Annotated in this window: 18 protein-coding genes and 1 pseudogene; 5 read left to right on the top strand and 14 right to left on the bottom strand. The window is 71.5% G+C overall.

Annotation, left to right across the window (positions count from 1 at the left end):
• Positions 1–98: 98 nt before the first annotated feature.
• The 9 genes and pseudogenes from obgE to ACWD35_RS30020 form a co-directional block, all read right to left on the bottom strand.
• A complete protein-coding gene (obgE, locus tag ACWD35_RS30060) occupies positions 99–1,544 on the bottom strand; it encodes a GTPase ObgE (protein ID WP_451354463.1) in 1,446 nt (481 codons plus the stop codon).
• Between the two features lie 120 nt (positions 1,545–1,664).
• On the bottom strand, positions 1,665–1,919 hold the full coding sequence (rpmA, locus tag ACWD35_RS30055) for a 50S ribosomal protein L27 (protein WP_061922958.1): 255 nt from the start codon (positions 1,917–1,919) through the stop codon (positions 1,665–1,667).
• A 13-nt stretch (positions 1,920–1,932) separates the two neighbouring features.
• Complete coding sequence (gene rplU, locus ACWD35_RS30050; RefSeq protein WP_100826193.1) at positions 1,933–2,253, bottom strand: 50S ribosomal protein L21; 321 nt, start codon at positions 2,251–2,253, stop codon at positions 1,933–1,935.
• Positions 2,254–2,442: 189 nt separating this feature from the next.
• Positions 2,443–3,513 (bottom strand): iron-containing alcohol dehydrogenase family protein, encoded by a 1,071-nt coding sequence (locus ACWD35_RS30045; protein WP_451354462.1) that lies wholly within the window; start codon positions 3,511–3,513, stop codon positions 2,443–2,445.
• Positions 3,501–4,253, bottom strand: a complete 753-nt coding sequence (locus tag ACWD35_RS30040; RefSeq protein WP_451354461.1) for a phosphocholine cytidylyltransferase family protein — start codon at positions 4,251–4,253, stop codon at positions 3,501–3,503. The genes ACWD35_RS30045 and ACWD35_RS30040 overlap by 13 nt, the downstream gene beginning before the upstream one ends.
• A 109-nt stretch (positions 4,254–4,362) precedes the next feature.
• Positions 4,363–8,535: an Rne/Rng family ribonuclease gene (locus tag ACWD35_RS30035; RefSeq protein WP_451354460.1), complete on the bottom strand. Its 4,173-nt coding sequence runs from the start codon at positions 8,533–8,535 to the stop codon at positions 4,363–4,365.
• Positions 8,536–8,798: 263 nt separating this feature from the next.
• Positions 8,799–9,590, bottom strand: coding sequence for a TIGR03936 family radical SAM-associated protein (locus ACWD35_RS30030; protein WP_451354459.1), 792 nt, complete (start codon positions 9,588–9,590; stop codon positions 8,799–8,801).
• 46 nt (positions 9,591–9,636) lie between these two features.
• A complete protein-coding gene (locus ACWD35_RS30025; RefSeq protein ID WP_451354458.1) occupies positions 9,637–10,461 on the bottom strand; it encodes a hypothetical protein in 825 nt (274 codons plus the stop codon).
• 182 nt (positions 10,462–10,643) lie between these two features.
• A pseudogene (locus tag ACWD35_RS30020) lies at positions 10,644–10,892 on the bottom strand (glycosyl transferase family 2); the annotation flags it as partial.
• Here ACWD35_RS30020 and ACWD35_RS30015 point away from each other — a divergent pair.
• Complete coding sequence (locus tag ACWD35_RS30015) at positions 10,875–11,312, top strand: hypothetical protein (RefSeq protein WP_451354558.1); 438 nt, start codon at positions 10,875–10,877, stop codon at positions 11,310–11,312. The pseudogene ACWD35_RS30020 and the gene ACWD35_RS30015 overlap by 18 nt on opposite strands.
• Before the next feature lie 2 nt (positions 11,313–11,314).
• Here ACWD35_RS30015 and ACWD35_RS30010 read toward each other — a convergent pair whose 3' ends face one another.
• A complete protein-coding gene (locus tag ACWD35_RS30010; RefSeq protein ID WP_451354457.1) occupies positions 11,315–11,848 on the bottom strand; it encodes a MarR family winged helix-turn-helix transcriptional regulator in 534 nt (177 codons plus the stop codon).
• 203 nt (positions 11,849–12,051) lie between these two features.
• Here ACWD35_RS30010 and ACWD35_RS30005 point away from each other — a divergent pair, with 203 nt between their 5' ends.
• Entirely contained in the window at positions 12,052–13,122 is a 1,071-nt protein-coding gene (locus tag ACWD35_RS30005; RefSeq protein ID WP_451354456.1) for an alkene reductase, read from the top strand.
• A gap of 83 nt (positions 13,123–13,205) precedes the next feature.
• The gene (locus ACWD35_RS30000) at positions 13,206–14,111 is read left to right on the top strand and encodes an NADP-dependent oxidoreductase (protein ID WP_451354455.1); all 906 of its coding nucleotides are present in this window, start codon (positions 13,206–13,208) and stop codon (positions 14,109–14,111) included.
• Positions 14,112–14,273: 162 nt separating this feature from the next.
• Here ACWD35_RS30000 and ACWD35_RS29995 read toward each other — a convergent pair whose 3' ends face one another.
• Positions 14,274–15,614 carry a DUF3533 domain-containing protein gene (locus ACWD35_RS29995; protein WP_451354454.1) on the bottom strand — a complete coding sequence of 447 codons (1,341 nt, stop codon included), beginning with the start codon at positions 15,612–15,614 and terminating at the stop codon, positions 14,274–14,276.
• Positions 15,615–15,774: 160 nt separating this feature from the next.
• Here ACWD35_RS29995 and ACWD35_RS29990 point away from each other — a divergent pair, with 160 nt between their 5' ends.
• Positions 15,775–16,410 (top strand): MerR family transcriptional regulator, encoded by a 636-nt coding sequence (locus ACWD35_RS29990; protein ID WP_451354453.1) that lies wholly within the window; start codon positions 15,775–15,777, stop codon positions 16,408–16,410.
• 19 nt (positions 16,411–16,429) lie between these two features.
• On the opposite strand, the gene ACWD35_RS29985 is transcribed toward ACWD35_RS29990, so the two are convergent.
• On the bottom strand, positions 16,430–17,002 hold the full coding sequence (locus ACWD35_RS29985; RefSeq protein ID WP_451354452.1) for a hypothetical protein: 573 nt from the start codon (positions 17,000–17,002) through the stop codon (positions 16,430–16,432).
• 89 nt (positions 17,003–17,091) lie between these two features.
• Positions 17,092–17,493: a hypothetical protein gene (locus ACWD35_RS29980; protein WP_451354451.1), complete on the bottom strand. Its 402-nt coding sequence runs from the start codon at positions 17,491–17,493 to the stop codon at positions 17,092–17,094.
• 144 nt (positions 17,494–17,637) lie between these two features.
• Here ACWD35_RS29980 and ACWD35_RS29975 point away from each other — a divergent pair, with 144 nt between their 5' ends.
• Positions 17,638–18,711: a PP2C family protein-serine/threonine phosphatase gene (locus ACWD35_RS29975; protein WP_451354550.1), complete on the top strand. Its 1,074-nt coding sequence runs from the start codon at positions 17,638–17,640 to the stop codon at positions 18,709–18,711.
• Between the two features lie 31 nt (positions 18,712–18,742).
• Here ACWD35_RS29975 and ACWD35_RS29970 read toward each other — a convergent pair whose 3' ends face one another.
• Positions 18,743–19,078 (bottom strand): hypothetical protein, encoded by a 336-nt coding sequence (locus ACWD35_RS29970; protein ID WP_451354450.1) that lies wholly within the window; start codon positions 19,076–19,078, stop codon positions 18,743–18,745.
• Positions 19,079–19,156: the final 78 nt, after the last annotated feature.

Genomic DNA, 19,156 nt, shown 5'->3' with positions numbered 1-19,156 from the left:
GCGAGCGCTGAAAGGGCGGGGCCCGGAGGATACGTCCTCCGGGCCCCGCCCTTTTACGTCGACTTCCGTGCTGCCGAGGTGCGGCAGCAGCCGAGGCTCTAGAGGGCCTCGAAGTCGTCGAACGCCTGCTGCGCCTCGTCCCGTTCGGCCTGCTTGTCGCGGCGGCGCTGCGTCGCGGGCCGGGGCGCCTCGAAGCGGTGGTCCTCGCCGCGGCGGCCCAGCATCTCCGCACCGGCCGTCACGGACGGCTCCCAGTCGAAGACGACCGCGTTCTCCTCGGGGCCGATGGCGACGCCGTCGCCGGAGCGGGCGCCCGCCTTCATCAGCCGCTCTTCCACGCCGAGGCGGTTGAGCCGGTCGGCGAGGTAGCCGACGGCCTCGTCGTTGTTGAAGTCGGTCTGCCGCACCCAGCGCTCCGGCTTCTCACCGCGCACCCGGAACAGCGGCTCGCCGTCGACCTCCTCGCGGATGACGGTGAAGCCCGCGTCGTCCACGGCCTTGGGCCGGATGACGATCCGTGTGGCCTCTTCCTTCGGCTTCGCGGCGCGCGCCTTGCCGACCAGCTCACCGAGCGCGTACGACAGCTCCTTCAGCCCGGTGCGGGCCACCGCCGACACCTCGAAGACGCGGTAGCCGCGCGCCTCCAGGTCGGGGCGGACCAGCTCGGCGAGGTCCTTGCCGTCCGGTACGTCGATCTTGTTGAGGACGACGATCCGGGGCCGGTTGTCGAGGCCGCCGTACTGCTTCAGCTCCTCCTCGATGATGTCGAGGTCGGAGACGGGGTCGCGGTCGGACTCCAGGGTCGCGGTGTCCAGCACGTGCACGAGCACGCTGCACCGTTCCACGTGCCGCAGGAACTCCAGGCCGAGGCCCTTGCCCTGGCTGGCGCCCGGGATCAGACCGGGCACGTCGGCGATGGTGTAGACGGTCGAGCCGGCCGTGACGACACCCAGGTTGGGCACGAGGGTGGTGAAGGGGTAGTCGGCGATCTTCGGCTTGGCCGCGCTGAGCACGGAGATCAGCGAGGACTTGCCGGCGCTCGGGTATCCGACGAGCGCCACGTCGGCGACGGTCTTCAGCTCCAGGACGATGTCCTGGAGGTCCCCCGGCACACCGAGCAGCGCGAAGCCGGGCGCCTTGCGGCGGGCCGAGGCCAGCGCCGCGTTGCCGAGGCCGCCCCGGCCGCCCTGCGCGGCGACGTAGGAGGTGCCGTGGCCGACCAGGTCGGCGAGCACGTTGCCCGCCTTGTCCAGCACGACCGTGCCGTCCGGCACCGGCAGGACCAGGTCCTGGCCGTCCTTGCCGGAGCGGTTGCCGCCCTCGCCGGGCTTTCCGTTGGTGGCCTTGCGGTGCGGGGAGTGGTGGTACTCAAGCAGCGTGGTGATCGACTGGTCGACCGTGAGGATGACGTCGCCGCCCCGGCCGCCGTTGCCGCCGTCGGGCCCGCCGAGCGGCTTGAACTTCTCACGGTGGACGGAGGCACAGCCGTGGCCTCCGCTACCCGCGGCGACATGCAGTTCGACGCGGTCCACGAAGGTGGTCATGGTTCAGTGCCTCCAGAAAAGTACGGGTGTTTCTTGCTTAACACGCGAAAGGCGGACCTGCCTTCCCGACCGGGAAGTGAGGTCCGCCTCACGAAAGCGTTCGGTGCTGAATCAGATGATTCAGGCGACCGGAACGATGTTCACGACCTTGCGGCCACGGTGGGAACCGAACTCCACCGCACCGGCCTGCAGCGCGAACAGCGTGTCGTCGCCGCCACGGCCGACGCCGGCGCCCGGGTGGAAGTGGGTGCCGCGCTGACGGACCAGGATCTCACCAGCGTTGACGACCTGACCGCCGAAGCGCTTCACGCCGAGCCGCTGGGCATTGGAGTCGCGACCGTTCCGGGTGGACGATGCGCCCTTCTTGTGTGCCATGTCTCCTCAGTCCTTACTTCGCAGCCGCGGGGATCGCGGTGACCTTGATCGCCGTGTACTGCTGACGGTGACCCTGGCGACGGCGGTAGCCGGTCTTGTTCTTGTAGCGCAGAATGTCGATCTTCTGGCCCTTGTGGTGGTCCACGACCTCGGCCTGGACCTTGATGCCGGCCAGCACCCACGGGTCGCTGGTCACAGCGTCGCCGTCGACAACGAGCAGGGTCGAGAGCTCGACCGTGTCGCCAACCTTGGCAGTGGAAATCTTGTCAACCTCAACGATGTCGCCGACAGCAACCTTGTGCTGGCGACCACCGCTGCGCACGATGGCGTACACGCGGATCTCTCTTTCGCTCGTGTCAGAACCGGCACCCCCGCAGGCCAGCCGCCCAGAAACGACATGGACGACCTCTCCCGGCCAACCCTGCGCCCGGGAGGAAGAGGTTTACGGGGATGTGGCGTACTCAGTGAGACGCCGACGGTCAAGGTTACGGGGCCGAACCGTGGGGGTCAAACCGGGCCTGGCTCAGCCGGAAACGGCTGCGACGGCGGCCACGTACTCCGCGTAGGCCTTCCGGATGCCCTCCGGCGACAGCTCCAGGTGCTCCAGGATCGTGTACCGGCCGGGGCGGGTCTCCGGGGCGAACTCCACGGCCCGGACGAACTCCTCGTCGCTGAAGCCGATCTCCTCCGCCACCACCGGCAGCCCGTGCCGGCGCAGCGCCTCGGCCATCAGGAGCGAGCCCTCGTGGTCGCCGCGCAGGTGCATGGCGAAGGCGGCGCCGAGCCCCACCTGCTCACCGTGGCTCGCCGCCCGCCTGGGGTACAGCAGGTCGAGGGCGTGGCTGATCTCGTGGCAGGCGCCCGAGGAGGGGCGGGTGTGCCCGGCGATCGACATGGCGATGCCCGACAGGACGAGCCCCTCGGACAGCACGGTCAGGAAGCCGTCGTCGCCACAGCCGCCCGGGTGCCGCAGCACGGCCTCGCCGGCCTGGCGGGCCATGGCCGCGGCCAGGCCGTCGAGCGGCTCGTCGTTGACGCGGTGGGACAGCTCCCAGTCCGCCACGGCGGAGATGTTGGACAGCGCGTCCCCGATGCCCGAGCGCACGAAACGCACCGGCGCCTCCCGGATGACGTCCAGGTCGACGAGGAGGGCGATGGGGGTCGGCACGCCGTAGGAACCGCGGCCGGCGTCGTTGTCCAGGATGGACACCGGCGAGCAGATGCCGTCGTGGGAGAGGTTGGTGGCGACGGCGACCATGGGCAGGCCGATGCGTGCCGCCGAGTACTTCGCGCAGTCGATGACCTTGCCGCCGCCCAGGCCGACCACGGCGTCGTACTGGCCGGACTTCATCTCGTCGGCCAGCCGCACCGCGTCGTCCAGGGCGCCGCCGCCGACCTCGAACCAGGAGGCCCCGGGCAACGAGGGGGCGAGGCGCTCGCGCAGCTTCGCCCCGGAGCCGCCGCTGACGGCGACCGCGAGCCGCCCGGACTGCGAGATCCGCTGGTCGGCGAGGATGGCCGCCAGGTCGTCCAGGGCACCCGGGCGGACGTCCACGACGACCGGCGAGGGAATCAGCCGGGTCAGTACTGGCACGCGATCTCCCGTCCCCGGGCGAGGTCGTCGTGGTTGTCGATCTCGACCCACCGGACGTCACCGATCGGCGCCACGTCGATCTGGAAGCCCCGGTTCACCAGCTCCTGGTAGCCATCCTCGTAGTACAGCTGCGGGTCGCGCTCGAAGGTCGCCCGCAGCGCGTCGGCGAGGTCGGGGGCGGCGTCGCCCTCGATCAGGGTGACACCGATGTACTCGCCCGTCGCCTCGGCGGGGTCCATCAGCTTGGTGATCCTCTGGACGCCCTTGGCGGGGTCCACGACGACCTTCATCTCCTCGTCGGCGAGGGACTTCACGGTGTCCAGGGCGAGGATGATCCGCTTGCCCTCGCCGCGGGCGGCGAGCAGCGTCTTCTCGACGGAGACCGGGTGCACGGTGTCGCCGTTGGCGAGGATCACGCCGTCCTTGAGGGCATCCCGGCCGCACCACAGGGAGTAGGCGTTGTTCCACTCCTCGGCCTTGTCGTTGTCGATGAGGGTGAGCTTGAGGCCGTACTTCCGCTCCAGCGCCTCCTGGCGCTCGTACACGGCCTCCTTGCGGTAGCCGACGATGATCGCGACCTCGGTCAGCCCCACCTCGGCGAAGTTGCCGAGGGTGAGGTCGAGCACCGTGAGCGAGTCCTCGGCGCCGTCGGGGCCCACCGGCACCAGGGCCTTGGGCAGGGTGTCGGTGTAGGGGCGCAGACGCCGTCCGGCGCCGGCCGCCAGCACGAGGCCGATCATCGTGGTTCTCTCCTTTGTTTCACATTCACTCGGGCCCGGTATTCCCCCCGAAAACCGTGTGGTCCTGCCGGTCGGTTCCGGCAGGACCACACGGGTGTTGGGCGGGGGGTCAGCCCTCGTCGGCGGCGGAGACCGTGGTGGTCTTCTTCGCCGTCGACTTCGCGGCGGCCGTCTTGACGGTCTTCGCCGCCTTCTTGGCCGTCGTGTTCTTCGCGGCCGTCTTCTTGGCCGCGGTCTTCTTGGTGGCGGCCTTCTTGGTGGCGGCCTTCTTCGCCGTGGCCTTCTTGGCGGTCTTGCGGGCCGCCTTCTTGGCCGGCGCAGCGGCCTCCTCGGCGGTCTCCTCGACAGCCGGGGCCTCGACGACCGGGGCCTCGGCCTCGGCGGGAGCCTCCTCCGGCGCGGCCGACGCGACGACCACGACGGCCGTCTCCTCGGCCGCGGTCGGCGCGGTGGCCTTGCGCACGGCACGGCGGCGCGGACGGGCCGGAGCGGCGCTCTCGGCGGGCGCCTCCTCGGCCACGGCCGGAGCCGGGACCTCGGCCACCGGCTGCTCCACCGGAGCCTCGGCCACCGGGGCTTCGGCCACCGTCACCACGGCCGCCTCGGCCCCTGCGGGGGCACCGGCCGGCGCGGACACCTTGCGGGTGGCGCGACGGCGCGTGCGGCCCTTGGGCGCGGCCTCCTCGACGGCAGCCGCCTCGACGGCGATCGCCTCGGCCTGCGGCTCGGCGGCCACCTGCGCCTCGACGGCCATCGGCTCTGCGCCCATGGGCTCGACAAGGGCCTCGACGACCTCGGCCTCAGGGGCCTTCTCCGCCTTCGGAGCCCGCTCCGCCCTCGGCGCGCCCGCCGGAGCGGCGGCCCGGCGGCTCGCCCGACGGCGACCGCGGCCACGGGTGGCCGCCGCCTCCGCCTCGGCGATGCTGCTGTACAGCTCCTCGTCCGGCGCGAACTCGGGGGCCGGGAGCGCGACGGGCTCGGCGACCTCGGCGGTCACCTCGGCGACCGTCTCCAGTTCGGGCTCGACGGCCTCGCCGGTCTCCACGGCCTCGACAGCGACCTCGTGGACGTGACCGTCGCCGCCGCGCCCGCGCTTCTTGCGCTTGCCGCCGCCACCGACGGCGGTCGGCTGCTCCATGTGCACGATGACGCCACGGCCGTTGCAGTGCACGCAGGTCTCGGAGAAGGACTCCAGCAGGCCCTGGCCGACGCGCTTACGCGTCATCTGCACGAGCCCCAGCGAGGTGACCTCGGCCACCTGGTGCTTCGTACGGTCGCGGCCCAGGCACTCCAGCAGACGGCGCAGCACCAGGTCGCGGTTGGACTCCAGGACCATGTCGATGAAGTCGATGACGACGATGCCGCCCAGGTCGCGCAGCCGCAGCTGGCGCACGATCTCCTCGGCCGCCTCCAGGTTGTTCCTGGTCACGGTCTCTTCGAGGTTGCCGCCCTGACCGGTGAACTTGCCGGTGTTGACGTCGACGACGATCATCGCCTCGGTCTTGTCGATCACCAGCGAACCGCCGCTGGGCAGCCAGACCTTGCGGTCCAGCGCCTTGGCGAGCTGCTCGTCGATCCGGTACGTGGCGAAGACGTCGACCTCGCTGGTCCAGCGGGACAGCCGGTCGGCCAGGTCGGGCGCGACGTGCGAGACGTACCCGTGGATCGTCTCCCAGGCGTCGTCACCGCTGACGACGACCTTGGAGAAGTCCTCGTTGAAGATGTCGCGCACGACCCGGACGGTCATGTCCGGCTCGCCGTAGAGCAGCGTCGGCGCGTTGCCGCTCTTGGCCTTCTTCTGGATCTCCTCCCACTGCGCCTGCAGCCGCTCGACGTCCCGGCGCAGCTCGTCCTCGCTCGCGCCCTCGGCGGCGGTGCGCACGATGACGCCCGCGTCCTCGGGGACGATCTTCTTGAGGATGGTCTTCAGCCGGGCCCGCTCGGTGTCGGGCAGCTTGCGGCTGATGCCGGTCATGGAGCCCTCGGGGACGTACACGAGGTAGCGGCCCGGGAGGGAGACCTGGCTGGTCAGGCGGGCGCCCTTGTGACCGATCGGGTCCTTCGTCACCTGGACGAGCACGGACTGGCCGGACTTCAGGGCGGACTCGATGCGCCGCGGGCCGTTGGCCATGCCCAGCGCCTCGAAGTTGACCTCACCGGCGTACAGGACGGCGTTGCGGCCCTTGCCGATGTCGATGAAGGCGGCCTCCATCGACGGCAGCACGTTCTGGACCTTGCCCAGGTAGACGTTGCCGACGTACGAGGTCGACTGCTCCTTGTTGACGTAGTGCTCGACGAGCACGCCGTCCTCCAGGACGCCGATCTGCGTACGGTCGCCGTACTGGCGGACCACCATCACGCGCTCGACGGCCTCGCGCCGGGCCAGGAACTCGGCCTCGGTGATGATCGGCACACGCCGGCGGCCCTGCTCGCGGCCCTCGCGGCGGCGCTGCTTCTTGGCCTCCAGACGGGTCGAGCCCTTGATGGACTGCACCTCGTCGGACGGCTCGGCGGGCTTGCGGGGCTCGCGGACCTTGACGACCGTGCGCTCCGGGTCGCCCTCGCCGGGCTCGGTGTCGACGGCGGTCTCACCGGCACGACGGCGGCGGCGACGGCGGCGACGGCTGCCGGCGCTGGACGCGGCGCCCTCCTCGCGGGCCTCCTCCTCGTCCTCTTCCTCCTGCTCGGCGGTGTCCTCGGCGTCCTGTTCGGCCTGCTCGGCGGCCAGTTCCTCGGCCTCCGCGCCCTCGCCCTCGGCGGCCTCACCACGACGGCGACGACGGCCACCGCGGCGGCGACGGCGACGCGCACCGGCCTCCTCGAAGCCCTCGGCCTCGCCCTCGGCTTCCTCGGCCTCCACCGTCTCCTCGTCCGCGGCGGCGGCCTCGAAGACCTGGGTCTCCTCGGCGGCGCCCCGGCGGCGGCGACGGCGGCGCGTACCGGCCTCGGCCCGCTCCTCCGCGTACTCCTCGGTCTCTTCCGCCTCGACGGTCTCAGCGGCCTCGGCAGCCACGGCGGCGGCCTCGGCAGCGGCCCGCTGCGGGGTCTGGAACTTCGGCTCGGCGAACACGGGCGCCTGGAAGACGGCCACGGCGGGGCGCGCCGGCCGGCGCGGGGCCTCGGCCTCGGCCTCCTCGGCGGCGGGCTGCGCGGGCTGCTTGGCGGACTTCTGCGCGGGCTCGGAGAACCCGGTCGCGGCCTGCCGCACGACCCGGCGACGACGGCGCGGTGCGGCCGGCTCGGCGGGGGCCTCGGCAACGGGAGCCTGCGGCGCCTCGGCGGGCGCGGCGATCTCCGCCTCCGGGGCGACCTCGGCGGCCGGTTCGGCGGCCTCGGGAGCACCGGCGGGCGCGGCGACCCGGCGGGTGGCGCGACGGCGGGTACGACGCGGCGCCGCCTCTTCAGCGGCCTCGGCGGCCGGGGCGGGCTCGACGGACGCGGGCGCCTCCTCGGCAACTACCGTCACGACGGTCTCCACGGCCTCAGCGGCCTCGGTGGCCTGCGGAGCCCCGGCGGGCGCGGTCGCACGACGGGTCGCACGACGACGGGTACGGGGGACAGACGCGGCCTCAGCCTCGACAGCGGGCGTCTCCACGGCCGGGACGGCCTCCGGAGTCGGGGCGGCCTCGACGACCTCGGCGGCCTCGGCAGCCTGCGGGGCACCGGCGGGCGCGGTCGCACGACGGGTCGCACGACGACGGGTACGGGGGACAGACGCGGCCTCAGCCTCGACAGCAGGGGTCTCCACGGCCGGGACGGCCTCCGGAGCCTCCGCGGCCGGGGCGGCCACGACGGTCTCGGCGGCTTCGGCCGCCTGCGGGGCACCGGCGGGCGCCGACGCACGGCGCGCGGCACGACGACGGGGACGGGCGACAGGCGCGGCCTCTACGGCAACCTCGGTCTCGGCCTCGACGGCCGCGGGCGCGGTCTCGGCGGCCGGAACGGCGGTCTCCACGGCCTCGGCCGAGGCCGGAGCCCCGGCAGGCGCGGACGCGCGGCGCGTGGCACGGCGGCGGGGACGCGGGGCGGCCTCGGCCGCGGCGGCGGCAGCCGCCACAGCCTCGGTCACCGCCTCCTCGGCGATCTCGCCCTGCTCAGCGACCTCGTCGCTGTCGGCGAGCTCCGCGGCCGGTATGGCCGGCGCGGTGGTCTCGGTGGCTGCCTCGGCCGCGGCGGGCGAACCCGCCGGGCGCGAGGCGGCACGGCGACGCCTGCGCGGCGGCAGGGTGTCGCTGGGAGTGTTCAGTTCGGAACCCTCGTTGGGTTCGGTCGGTTCCAGCATGCGGGCGTTTCTCCCGTCAGGCTCCCGGGCGCCGCGCCTGGTCCGGCGGCGGTCGCGATGGACCGCCCGCCGTTGACGTCCGCGGCCCGCGCGATGCGCAATGGCCGCCGTCCGGGGCGCGGGCGCCGCACGGGAGCTCTCTGTGTCTTGTCTCGCCGGTTCCGTACGCCTTGTTGTGCACGGCCTGGCGAAAGTCTTCTGGTCGGTGCGCTGCCCGACCCAGGTGGCTCCCGAGTACGAGGGCGGCGCTACGACGTCCGTCCCTACGCGGGACCTTCCGGCGTCGGCGTCGCCGCGGCGGCTGCCGGTGTGGCTGTCAGGGCCTCGGCTGCCTCGCGGTCGGGCGCGAGCGGGTCGGTCACCGTGCCGGTCTCTTCATCGAACAGCCCCTGCGCCAGCCTGGTCACCGCTGCGGGGACCGGCGGCGCCAGGTCGGCCACGGCGCGGAGACCGGACAGGACGTCGTCGGGTCGTACGGCAGGCGTCACGTGCCGAACAACCAGCCGCAGTATCGCACAGGGCTGGTCGGTAGGCCTATCAGCCGGCGAACTGTGCCTTTCTGTGCTCACGACCTCCAGGCTGACGACCGCGGGGCGGGCGTCGAAGGTGCGGACGCCGTTCTTGGTCATGCGCTGCACTTCCACGGTGTCGGCCTTGGTGAAGGCCTCGACCGCGCGTTCGGCGCCGGCCGGGTCGGCGCCGTCCAGCCGCAGCTCCCAGACGGAGGCCGTCAGCCGGTCGGCGAGACCGGAGGTCCGCGCCTCGACCGCGTCGACGACGTCGAGCCCGGCGGGCAGCGACTCGTCGAGGAGGACGCGCAGCGACTCGGGGTCGCGCTGATCGGTGAGCGCGATCTCCAGGTACTCCGCCTCACTGCCCGTGCCGGTGGGTGCGGCATTGGCGTACGACACCTTCGGGTGCGGTGTGAACCCCGCCGAGTACGCCATGGGCACCTCGGCGCGGCGCAGCGCACGCTCGAAGGCGCGCTGGAAGTCACGGTGGCTGGTGAACCGGAGGCGGCCTCGCTTGGTGTAGCGCAGTCGGATGCGCTGCACCGCGGGTGCGGGCGGCGGGCCTTCGGGCTGTCGCTTGCCCAGTGTCCTAGTCCTTCGTGAGAGCGGTCGTACTCCTATCAAGAGTACGTGCCGCACGGCTCCCGGGTTCCCGCCGGTCTGCGCGCACGGCTTCCCGCGGGTCCACGCGCACCGGCTGCCGGGGCTCGCCGAACAGCATCCGCCTCAGGTCCGCGCGGGCCTCCCGCACGGCCCGCCCCACCGCGCGGGCCACCTGGGCGACGGGCCGCAGCACGAGGTCCCGTACGACGTGCCCGACCGGGGTGAGGACGGTCCGGTACACCCAGCGCAGCGGATCCAGGAAGATCCACCGGAAGAGGGTCCCGAGCACCCGGCCGACGGCGCGCGAGACGTGTCCGGCGACCCGCCAGGCGTGCCCGAGGGCCGTACCGATCCCCCGCCCGATCACGGCGAGGAACCGGCCGACGGGCGCGAGGATCCAGCGCCACAGGGCGAGGGCGGGCAGCACGAAGAGGATGCGGGTGATCCAGTACAGGACCCGGGCCAGGGCGCGGCCGACGGGCGTGAGGACCCACATGATCCCGTGCCCGACCGGGGTGAGCACGTGCACGTACACCCATGCGAGGGCGCGCCCCAGGGGCGTGAGCAGGAACCGGTACAGCCACTTCAGGGGTACGACGAAGAGGGCGTACAGGACCCAGCCGATTGCGCGGCCGACGGGGGCGAGCAGGTACCGCCACAGGAACCGCGCGACCGCGACCACCGCGTCCCAGAGCAGCCGTACCGGCAGCACCAGCACGAACATGAGGATCCGCAGCGGGATCCTGAGCGCGACGACGAGACACCCCCCGGGCGGCTGCTGCGGCTGGGAGGACGGCTTCTGGAGTTCCATACCGGCGTAGACGCGCGGGGCCGCGGGTCCGGATTCCCGCCCTTGGTTGCGATGCAGTCACGTCTTGGGGCCGTTCACCGCTTCCGGGCCTTGGACCTGGGCAGACGCCGCCCGGGTGCGGGGGACGACGGCGCCGGGACGGTGGTCGATGTCGTCGAGACGTACGGGGCGGAGAACTGTTATGCGGCGATGGAGAACTCGAAGAGCAGGCCCCAGCGGTAGACCCAGGACCGGGTGAAGAGGAGGTCGTCGGGTTCGGGCCGGCCGACGACGTCGGCGAGGATCGCGTGCGCGGTCCGGTAGCGGCCCATCACCCGCAGCCGGGAGGCCAGTTCGTAGCACGCCTCCAGGCGCTCGGGCCGCGCCTCCCAGGCCCTGCTCAGCGCGTCCATGGCGCCGGGCCAGTCGTCGGCGTGCTCGGCCCGCAGGATCCGCAGCGAACGGCCACCTACGAAGTGCGCGGGGCGGTGACCGGCACCCTGACCTACGGCGGCATCAGGGACCTGCGCGACAGCCGTGACCATACGCTGAGATGGATCGACCTCAGCACCCGCGGGAACTACCCCCACGGCGGCGCCCCCGGCTTCGCCTGCGGGGTCTCCATCAATGACTTCAACCCCCAGCAAGGCATCAAGATCGACGTCCTGACGACCACCGGGCGGGTCTTCGAGATCATCTGCGTCGAGGACAACCAAACCGACAACAACCCGGCGATCCTCATCTGCCCGGCCTCCTGGGCAGAACTGCACCCCCCGACACCGGGCGCGAACAACTCCTGGCACCCGACGAGAACACGCAGCGAGCCCCCTCCCGGCCGGGAGGGGGCTCGTCCGCATCGGGGCAGTAGTTGATGTCAGCGTTCCGCGCTCGCGCCCGCCGGATCGGCGGCGGCCTGCGCGAGGTTGTGCTCCAGGCGTTCCAAGGTGCGCAGGGCCTCGGCCTGTTCGTCGGCGGAGAGGTCTGCCGCCACGAGGTCTTCGAGCTGGGCCCAGACCTGCTCGACCTCACGGCGCAAGGCATGACTGGCTGCCGTGGGTTCGATGAGCGAGGCACGTTTGTCGGTGGGTGAGGGCCGACGGCGGACGAAGCCGGCCTGTTCCAGGCGCCGGACGGTGCGGGTCATGGTGGCGGCGTCGGAGTCCAGCAGGCGTACCAGGTCGGCCTGGCGCTGAGGGCCGAGTTCCCACAGGTGCATCATCACCAGCTCCTGGCCCGGATGCAGGCCGATGCGGCGCAGCAACTGTCCCGCGAACATGCGGTGCAGGCGGGCCACGCGGAAGATCGCGTGGCTGATCGGACCACTGCCGGCCGCGGCAGGCACCGGGACGGTGGCCTGATACCCCGTCCCCGCGGGGCTCCATCCGGCTTCCGGTGTGGACTGCGCCATCTCTCTCCCTCATTTCCCTGCCCGAGCAACTTAACCGTACCTCCAAGTAGGCCACTCAACATGGCATCCGGACTTCCCCGGGGGGATTGCCAGGTCTACACATGTGACACGCATCACATTCAAACCCGGGAATGACCGAACGGGATTTGCCTGTTCGGACAGGTGATTTAGTTGTTCGGACAGGCAATCCCGAGGAAGAGGCCATGACCACTGCTTTCGAACCGATCGACCTGGGCGGCAAGCGCCTGACCAACCGCGTCGTGATGGCGCCGATGACCCGCAGCCGTGCCTTCGGGCCCGGTGCGGAGCCGACGGAGCTGATGGCGACGTACTACGCGCAGCGCGCCAGTGCGGGGCTGATCGTCACCGAGGGCATCCAGCCCTCGACGGTCGGCCAGGGCTACCCCGACACCCCCGGCCTGCACACGTCCGGGCAGGTGGAGGCGTGGCGGACGGTGACCGACGCAGTGCACCGCGAGGGCGGCGTGATCTTCGCCCAGCTGATGCACACCGGGCGCGTCGGCCACCCCAGCCTGCTGCCCGACGGCCTGGTGCCGGTGGGACCGTCCGCGGTGGCCGCCAACGGCCAGGTCTTCACCCACGAGGGGCCGAAGGAGTTCGTGACCCCGAAGGAGCTGAGCGAGGCGGAGATCCGGCAGACGGTCGCCGACTTCGCGGACGCGGCCCGCAACGCCATCGAGGCCGGGTTCGACGGCGTGGAGATCCACGGCGCCAACGGCTACCTGATCCACCAGTTCCTCGCGCCCAACACCAATCAGCGCACCGACGCGTGGGGCGGTACCACCGAGGGCCGGATCCGCTTCGCGGTGGAGGTCGTCACGGCCGTGGCCGAGGCGATCGGCAGCCACCGGGTCGGCCTGCGGATCTCGCCCGGAAACCCGTTCAACGACATCTCCGAGGACGACCTGGGCGAGGTCTACGGGGCGCTGCTGGACCAGGTCGCCCGCCTGGAGCCGGCCTACCTGCACCTGCTGGAGGGCCCGGACCGCGACCTGACCGCGCAGCTGCGCAAGGCATGGCCCGGCACGTTCGTCCTCAACCCGTTCACCCACCCCGATGTCACCGGTCCCGACGCGCTGAAGCTGATCGACGACATCGGCGCGGACATGATCGCCTACGGGGCGCTGTTCCTGGCCAACCCCGACCTTCCGGCCCGCCTGGCCGCCGGCGGCCCGTTCAACACCCCGGACCAGTCCACCTTCTACGGCGGCGACCACCGCGGCTATACCGACTACCCCGCCCTCACCGCCTGAGCGGCGACCGGGCCGAGACGGCCGCACAGTGGGTCAGAGCACGTGCGGCCGTCTCCCCACCTGCTTCTACCAGGGAGTTCCTGATGTCCAAAGCGATCACATTCTCCGAGTACGGCGGGCCCGAGGTGCTGCAGCTGTCGGAGGTCACAGCGCCGGAGCCCGGCCCGGGCCAGGTCCGGATCAGGGTGCGGGCCGCCTCCGTGAACCCTCTCGACCTGAAGGTCCGGTCCGGTCTGATGGCCGGCACCTTCCCGGTCAGCTTCCCCGCGACCCCCGGCCTGGACGCGGCCGGTGTCGTCGACGCCGTCGGCGAAGGAGCCGGTGCGGCCGTGGGGGACGAGGTCGTCGGTTCCGCCGTAGGCGGCAGCTACAGCGAGTACACCCTGCTCGACCGGCCGGTGGCCAAACCCGAGGCCCTGTCGTGGGAGGCCGCCGCCTCGCTGGTCACGGTCGGCCGGACCGCGTTCCGTGTCCTTGGGCAGCTGGGTGTGCACGCGGGTCAGACCCTGCTCGTCCATGGCGCCGGCGGCGCCGTGGGCACCATCGCGGTGCAGCTGGCCGTCGCCCGCGGCGTCACCGTCGTCGGAACAGCCGGCGAGCACGACATCGAGCGCCTCACCGCACTCGGGGCCACTGCGGTCCGCTACGGCGACGGCTGGGCGGAGCGGGTGAAGGCCGCGGCCCCCCAAGGAGTCGACTTCGTCTTCGACGCCTCCGGTGCCGGCGTGCTCGCCGACTCCGTCGCTCTGACCGGGGACAGCGCACACGTCATCACCATCGCCGACATGACCGCCGCGCAGCACGGCGTCCGCTTCAGCGCCGGTGACACCGGCCAGGCCGGGGAATCCCTGCCGGAGCTGGTGCGGCTGGCCGCCGCCGGGAAGCTCACCGTGCCGATCTGGCGCACCTATCCCCTGGCCCAGGCGGCACAGGCACACACCGACCTGGAAGCCCACCGCAACCACGGCAAGGCCGTCCTGCTGCCCTGACCCCACTCCGGCACCGGCCGACGCCGCCGCACGACAGGGCGAGTCGGCCGGTATCCGCGGCCCTGGCCGGCCACTGGTCGAGGAGCTGCCGGCCCACAGCGGTGAGGCAGATGGATACCGCCCTGCGGTCGTCCAGGCCCGGCTCCCGCACGATCAGGCGGATCACGCAGCCGCGGGGAGCGCGACCGGCTCGAGCTGCGCGGTGCGGTGCAGGCCCCTGCGGTCGTAGAGATGGGTCAGGCCCAGTCCGAGGAGCAGTGAGAGCGCGAGCCCCACGCCGGTCATGGTCCAGCCTCGGGCGAGTCCGGCGTCGAGCTGGGCGCCGAAGTAGAGGATCGACCGGACCCCGTCGAGGACCTGGCGGAACGGTTCGAACTCGGCGAGGAAGCGGTAGAAGGACGGCAGCGCCTGGAGCGGGATGGTGGCACCCGCCGACGGGATGGCGAGGCCGATCAGCACGAGCATCGAGACGAGCGGCCCGGGGGTGCCCAGGACCGCCAGCAGCGCGAGCGCCGTGCAGCCCATCGCCATCGTCGCGCAGGCCCCGAAGATCCAGAGCAGCAGCAGATGCGAGGCGTCGATGCCGATGATCCCGACGGCGGCGGCCATCGCCAGTGCCGAGGTGACCAGGGAGACTCCGGCCATGAGTGCGCAGCCGACCAGGAAGTGGCGGGTGCGGCTCAGGTGCCGGACGGGCTCGGCCGTGCGGAAGGGGCCGAGGTCCTTGGCGGCGTAGCCGAGGGCGGTGTCGACCTGCATGTGGATCACGTTGGCGCCGAGCATGCCGCCGAGCACCAGCACCAGGGTGTAGAAGAAGGAGGTCAGGCCGAATCCGCTGTGGTTGCCCAGGTGGTGGCCCTGGGCCACGACGACCTTGACCGGGTCCGCGAGCAGCAGCTGTTCGGGGGCGCTCGGTGCGCTGACGTGCTTACCGGCCGCTTCGGCCCGGGCGGCCTGGTGGGCCAGCCGGTGCCCCAGCTTCTTGCCCAGAGCGACCGAGGCGTTGTGCGCGGCCTCGCGGTTGACCTGCTCGGCCATGTTCGAGCCGAAGCTGCCGGCCGCGGGGTTGGTGAGGATCTGCAGCGTCGGCTGTGACGGGGAGGCGTTGCCAGGGGTCGCGAGCCCCAGCACGGAGGCGGAGAAGTTCTCCGGGACGACCAGCGCCCCGAACGCCTTGTTGTGGCTCATGAGCCGCTGTGCCTCGGCACGGTCCACCTGCTTCCAGGCGACCTTGCCCTTGAGCTGCGGGGCGCCGGCGACCCGCTCGGTGATCTGCGCACCCAGGTTCATCCGCTTGCCCGCGTGCTCGACCCCCCGGTCGGCGTTGACGACAGCGATCGGCAGGTCGTGCATCGCCCCGACGGGGTTGCTGTTCGCTCCGAGATAGAGCAGCGAGAGCAGGAAGGACAGCAAGCCGATCACCGCTGCGGATGCGATCCACAGGCGGCTCCCCCGGAGCAGGTGCCGTGCGCTGGTGCGGGCGTGTGTGGGTGAACTGGCCATGCGCTTCTCCTCTGTGTGCGTGGTGTTCGCGCCGGCCGCCGGGAGGGGCGACAAACTGGAAACCCGTACTTTCCAGTACTAGAAAGTAACACTTTCCAAGATGGGGGTCCAGCCTCCAGGCGCCTGGGACACTGGCACCAGCAGAAAGTCGAGGGAGCGCATGAAGATCTCGGAGCTGAGCCGCCGATCCGGGACTCCGGTGGGGAGAATCAAGTTCTATCTGCGCGAGGGCCTGCTGCCGCCCGGACGTTCGATGGGGGCCACGATCGCCGAGTACGACGAAGAGCACGTCCAGCGACTGCGTCTGATCCGGGCGCTGACCGCCCGTGGGGGCCTGTCCATCGCGGCCACCCGGGACGTGCTGTCGGCGGTCGACCACCCGGAGGAGTCCCGGCCCACCCTCGGCGTACTGCACCACGCGCTGCCGATCCCGGCGGAGTCGGGCGAGGCGGAGGTCGACCCTGCGCGACTCCAGCAGGTGAAGGAGTTGCTCGGCGCCATGGAGTGGGACATCTCGGACGACTCGCCCCACCCGCAGGCCCTGGCGGCGAGTCTGCAGGAACTCAGCCGTCTCGGCGTCCCCTTCAGCAACGACGAGCTGCTCCCCTACGCAAGGCTTGCCGCGTCGGTCGCCCGCCTCGACCTCGAACAGCTCGACGGGATCGACGCACCGGAACAGCTGGCCGAACGAGCGGCCATCGTGATCCTGCTGCTCGAACCGGTCCTGGCGCTGCTGCGCCGCCTCGCCCAGGAGGGCGCGGTGCGCCACGGGCGCGCGCAGCCGCACCCGGCCTGAGGTTGCTCCGCGGTCCCGGTCAGGAGCCGCCCGTCCCGTAGCCCGCGCCCGTCATGCGGCGGGCCGACGCCTCTGCCCGGTCGGCTCGGACCAGAAGGCGAGCCCGACTGCGAGGCCACCACATCAGGTCGGCCAGGAAGAGCACGACCACCAGCCACGAGACGATGGTCTCGCCGGTGGAGCCCATCACGGTGTCGTACACGGCGAGAGCGACCGCGAGCGCGGTGACGAGCAGGACGACCCAGCGGCGCAGCCGCTCGCCCTCGGCGGCCCGGCGCAGGGCGTCGGCGTACTCGACGACCGAGGGCGCCAGCCGGGGCTCGCCGATGGCCTCACCTCGCCGGGTGGCGCGTACCACGGCCGCGCGGTCGGCACGGTTCATGCCCTTGGCCGCAGGCCAGATCCTGTTCATCCGGCGCGCCACCCGAGTCCCGTAGAACAGGCTCAGCACCACAAAGACCACTACGGCGCCCACCCATGACTTCGCCTCGAGGAGAACGAAAGCCCCGAAGAAGACGCCGGCGGCGAGGCCGGCCCCCACAGCCCGGCTCACCGACCCCCGCTGCCACATCCAGCCCGGAACGAGAATCACCCGTTCACGGTGGCCACCATCCATCCAGGACGCAACCACCGCACCGGCACGTCGCCCCCAGCCACACGCACGCGGCGCACCATATACGACTACAGGTCTTCGAAGGCGTCTTCGCCGGGCCGCCAGACCATCCAGGAGCTGTCGACGAAACCGTTGAGCATCGCGATCTCCGGACCGACGAGTTCGCTCTCGGTGGGGTGCAACTGGATGGAGCCGGTCGCCAGGTCGACCTTGATCCCGATGCCGGTCTCCTCGTACGTGGCGGTCACATTCTGGGAGATGAGTCCACGCAGCGCGTCGGTCCAGCCGGCCTCCGTCGGCGAGAACCGCTGTCCGGACAGCGTGACGGTCGGCAGCACGTCACACGTGAGCACGGGCCTGTCGTCGGCCGGGCCGTCGAACCGCAGTTGGACGTAGTCCAGGACAAACTGCACCGAATAAAGCCGGAAGCCGACGAGACGACCAAGCAGGGAGTTCAGCTCATATGCCACGGTGGAGAGTCTAAGAGCGGGGCAGCGGTCGGCAGCAGAGTGGAGCCGTGGGCTTCGGCGAGGCAGGCTTGGTTCATGACGTCGCTCTGGCGCTCAGCCCCTCGGCCAGGAGCAGGCGGTCGCGGCCGGGCCCTCTTCGCGCTGATGAAGTGTGTGCCCTTCTTGATTGCGCTGGCCGTTCTGGTCATCGAGCTCACGCCTGCGCACTTCATCTACACCGGCCCCCTCCTCACTGCGGTCCCGGCGCTGGCGGCAGTGACGATGGGACCCAAGGGAACCACCGCGGCGGCGGCTCTCACGCTGGCGATCAGCGTGACCACCGCGACCTATAACCACGCCTGGGGCACGCTACAGGTCTACACCAATTTCCTGGCTCTGGCACTGGTCTCCGTGGCTGGTTTCATCACCAGCAGCGCCGTGCAGGCACGCAGGCAGAGAGAGCTTGACCAGGTCCGCCGGATCGCCGTGGCGGCTCAGGAGGTCGTGCTGCGGCCCGTGCCCGCGCGGCTGGGCCCAGTGGTGGCGGGCAGCCTGTGCCTGGCGGCCGGTACGGGGGCACGGGTGGGCGGCGATCTGTACGAGGCCGTGCAGACCCGGTACGGCGTCCGGATGATCGTGGGGGACGTTCGAGGCAAAGGGCTGTCCGCGATCCGAGCCGTTGCGGTGGCGTTGGGCGCGTTCCGGGAAGCCGTGCACTACGAGGATGAGCTAGCGGAGGTCATGAACCGCTGCGCGGCTGCGCTGCGACGTGCAGCCGCCGTACCGGGGACGTACGACCAGGAAGCTCTTCTGGAAGGGTTCACCACGGCGCTCATCGCGCAGGTGCCGGACGAGCCTGTGGTGCAGCTGATCAACCGTGGGCATCCGCCGCCGCTGCTGCTGCACCAGGGCAGGGCTACGCCGCTGATGCCGCCCTCGCCATTGCCGCCTCTCGGCCTCGAAGACCTCGCCACCGACCTCCCCGGCAAGCCTGAGAGCTATCCGTACGCCCCCGGTGACCGGCTGCTGCTGTACACCGACGGCGTGACCGAGGCCCGCAACCGTGACGGCGACTTCTTCGCCCTGCCGGAGACCATGGAAGAGATACGCGCCGACACCACCCCACCGGAATTCCTGGAGCAACTGCACCAGGCGTTGATCCGCCATACCGAGGGCGACTTGGCGGACGACGTGGCGATGATCCTCACCGACCGGCTGGGGCCGTCCGGTCCCGGCTGAACGCCGATGACCTCTCACACACACCCGCGCGTCAACCGGGGGCGAAGCGGAAGCTCTGCCACAGTCCTGTGGACCTGACCACCTCGTCCGACGACTGCACGCTCAGGTAGACGCTCTGCCCTCCCCGCGGCACAGTGCAGTCGGGTGTCGTGTACAGGATGATGTCGCTCTGCGTGTAGTTGTCGACGTGGGTCACGCCCTCGCGGAAACGGTGGCATCCGCCGGTGGACGGATCCGAGATGCTCTGCACAAGGTTGGCATCCTTGCGGGCCACGATCATGCCGGACGCTTGATCCTGGCAGGCGGTCAGCACGATGCCGAACAACGCGATGCCGGTGAGTGCGGTCAGCGGCCGTGAAGCACGCATCGGTCCTCCTGCCGGTACGGGGAGCTGACGGAGACCTCGTCCCCCACCACCATCCGCCACATCGGGCGGCCACGCCTG

Source organism: Streptomyces sp. NPDC002671, from assembly GCF_053592475.1.
This window is presented reverse-complemented; position numbering and strand designations above follow the sequence as displayed.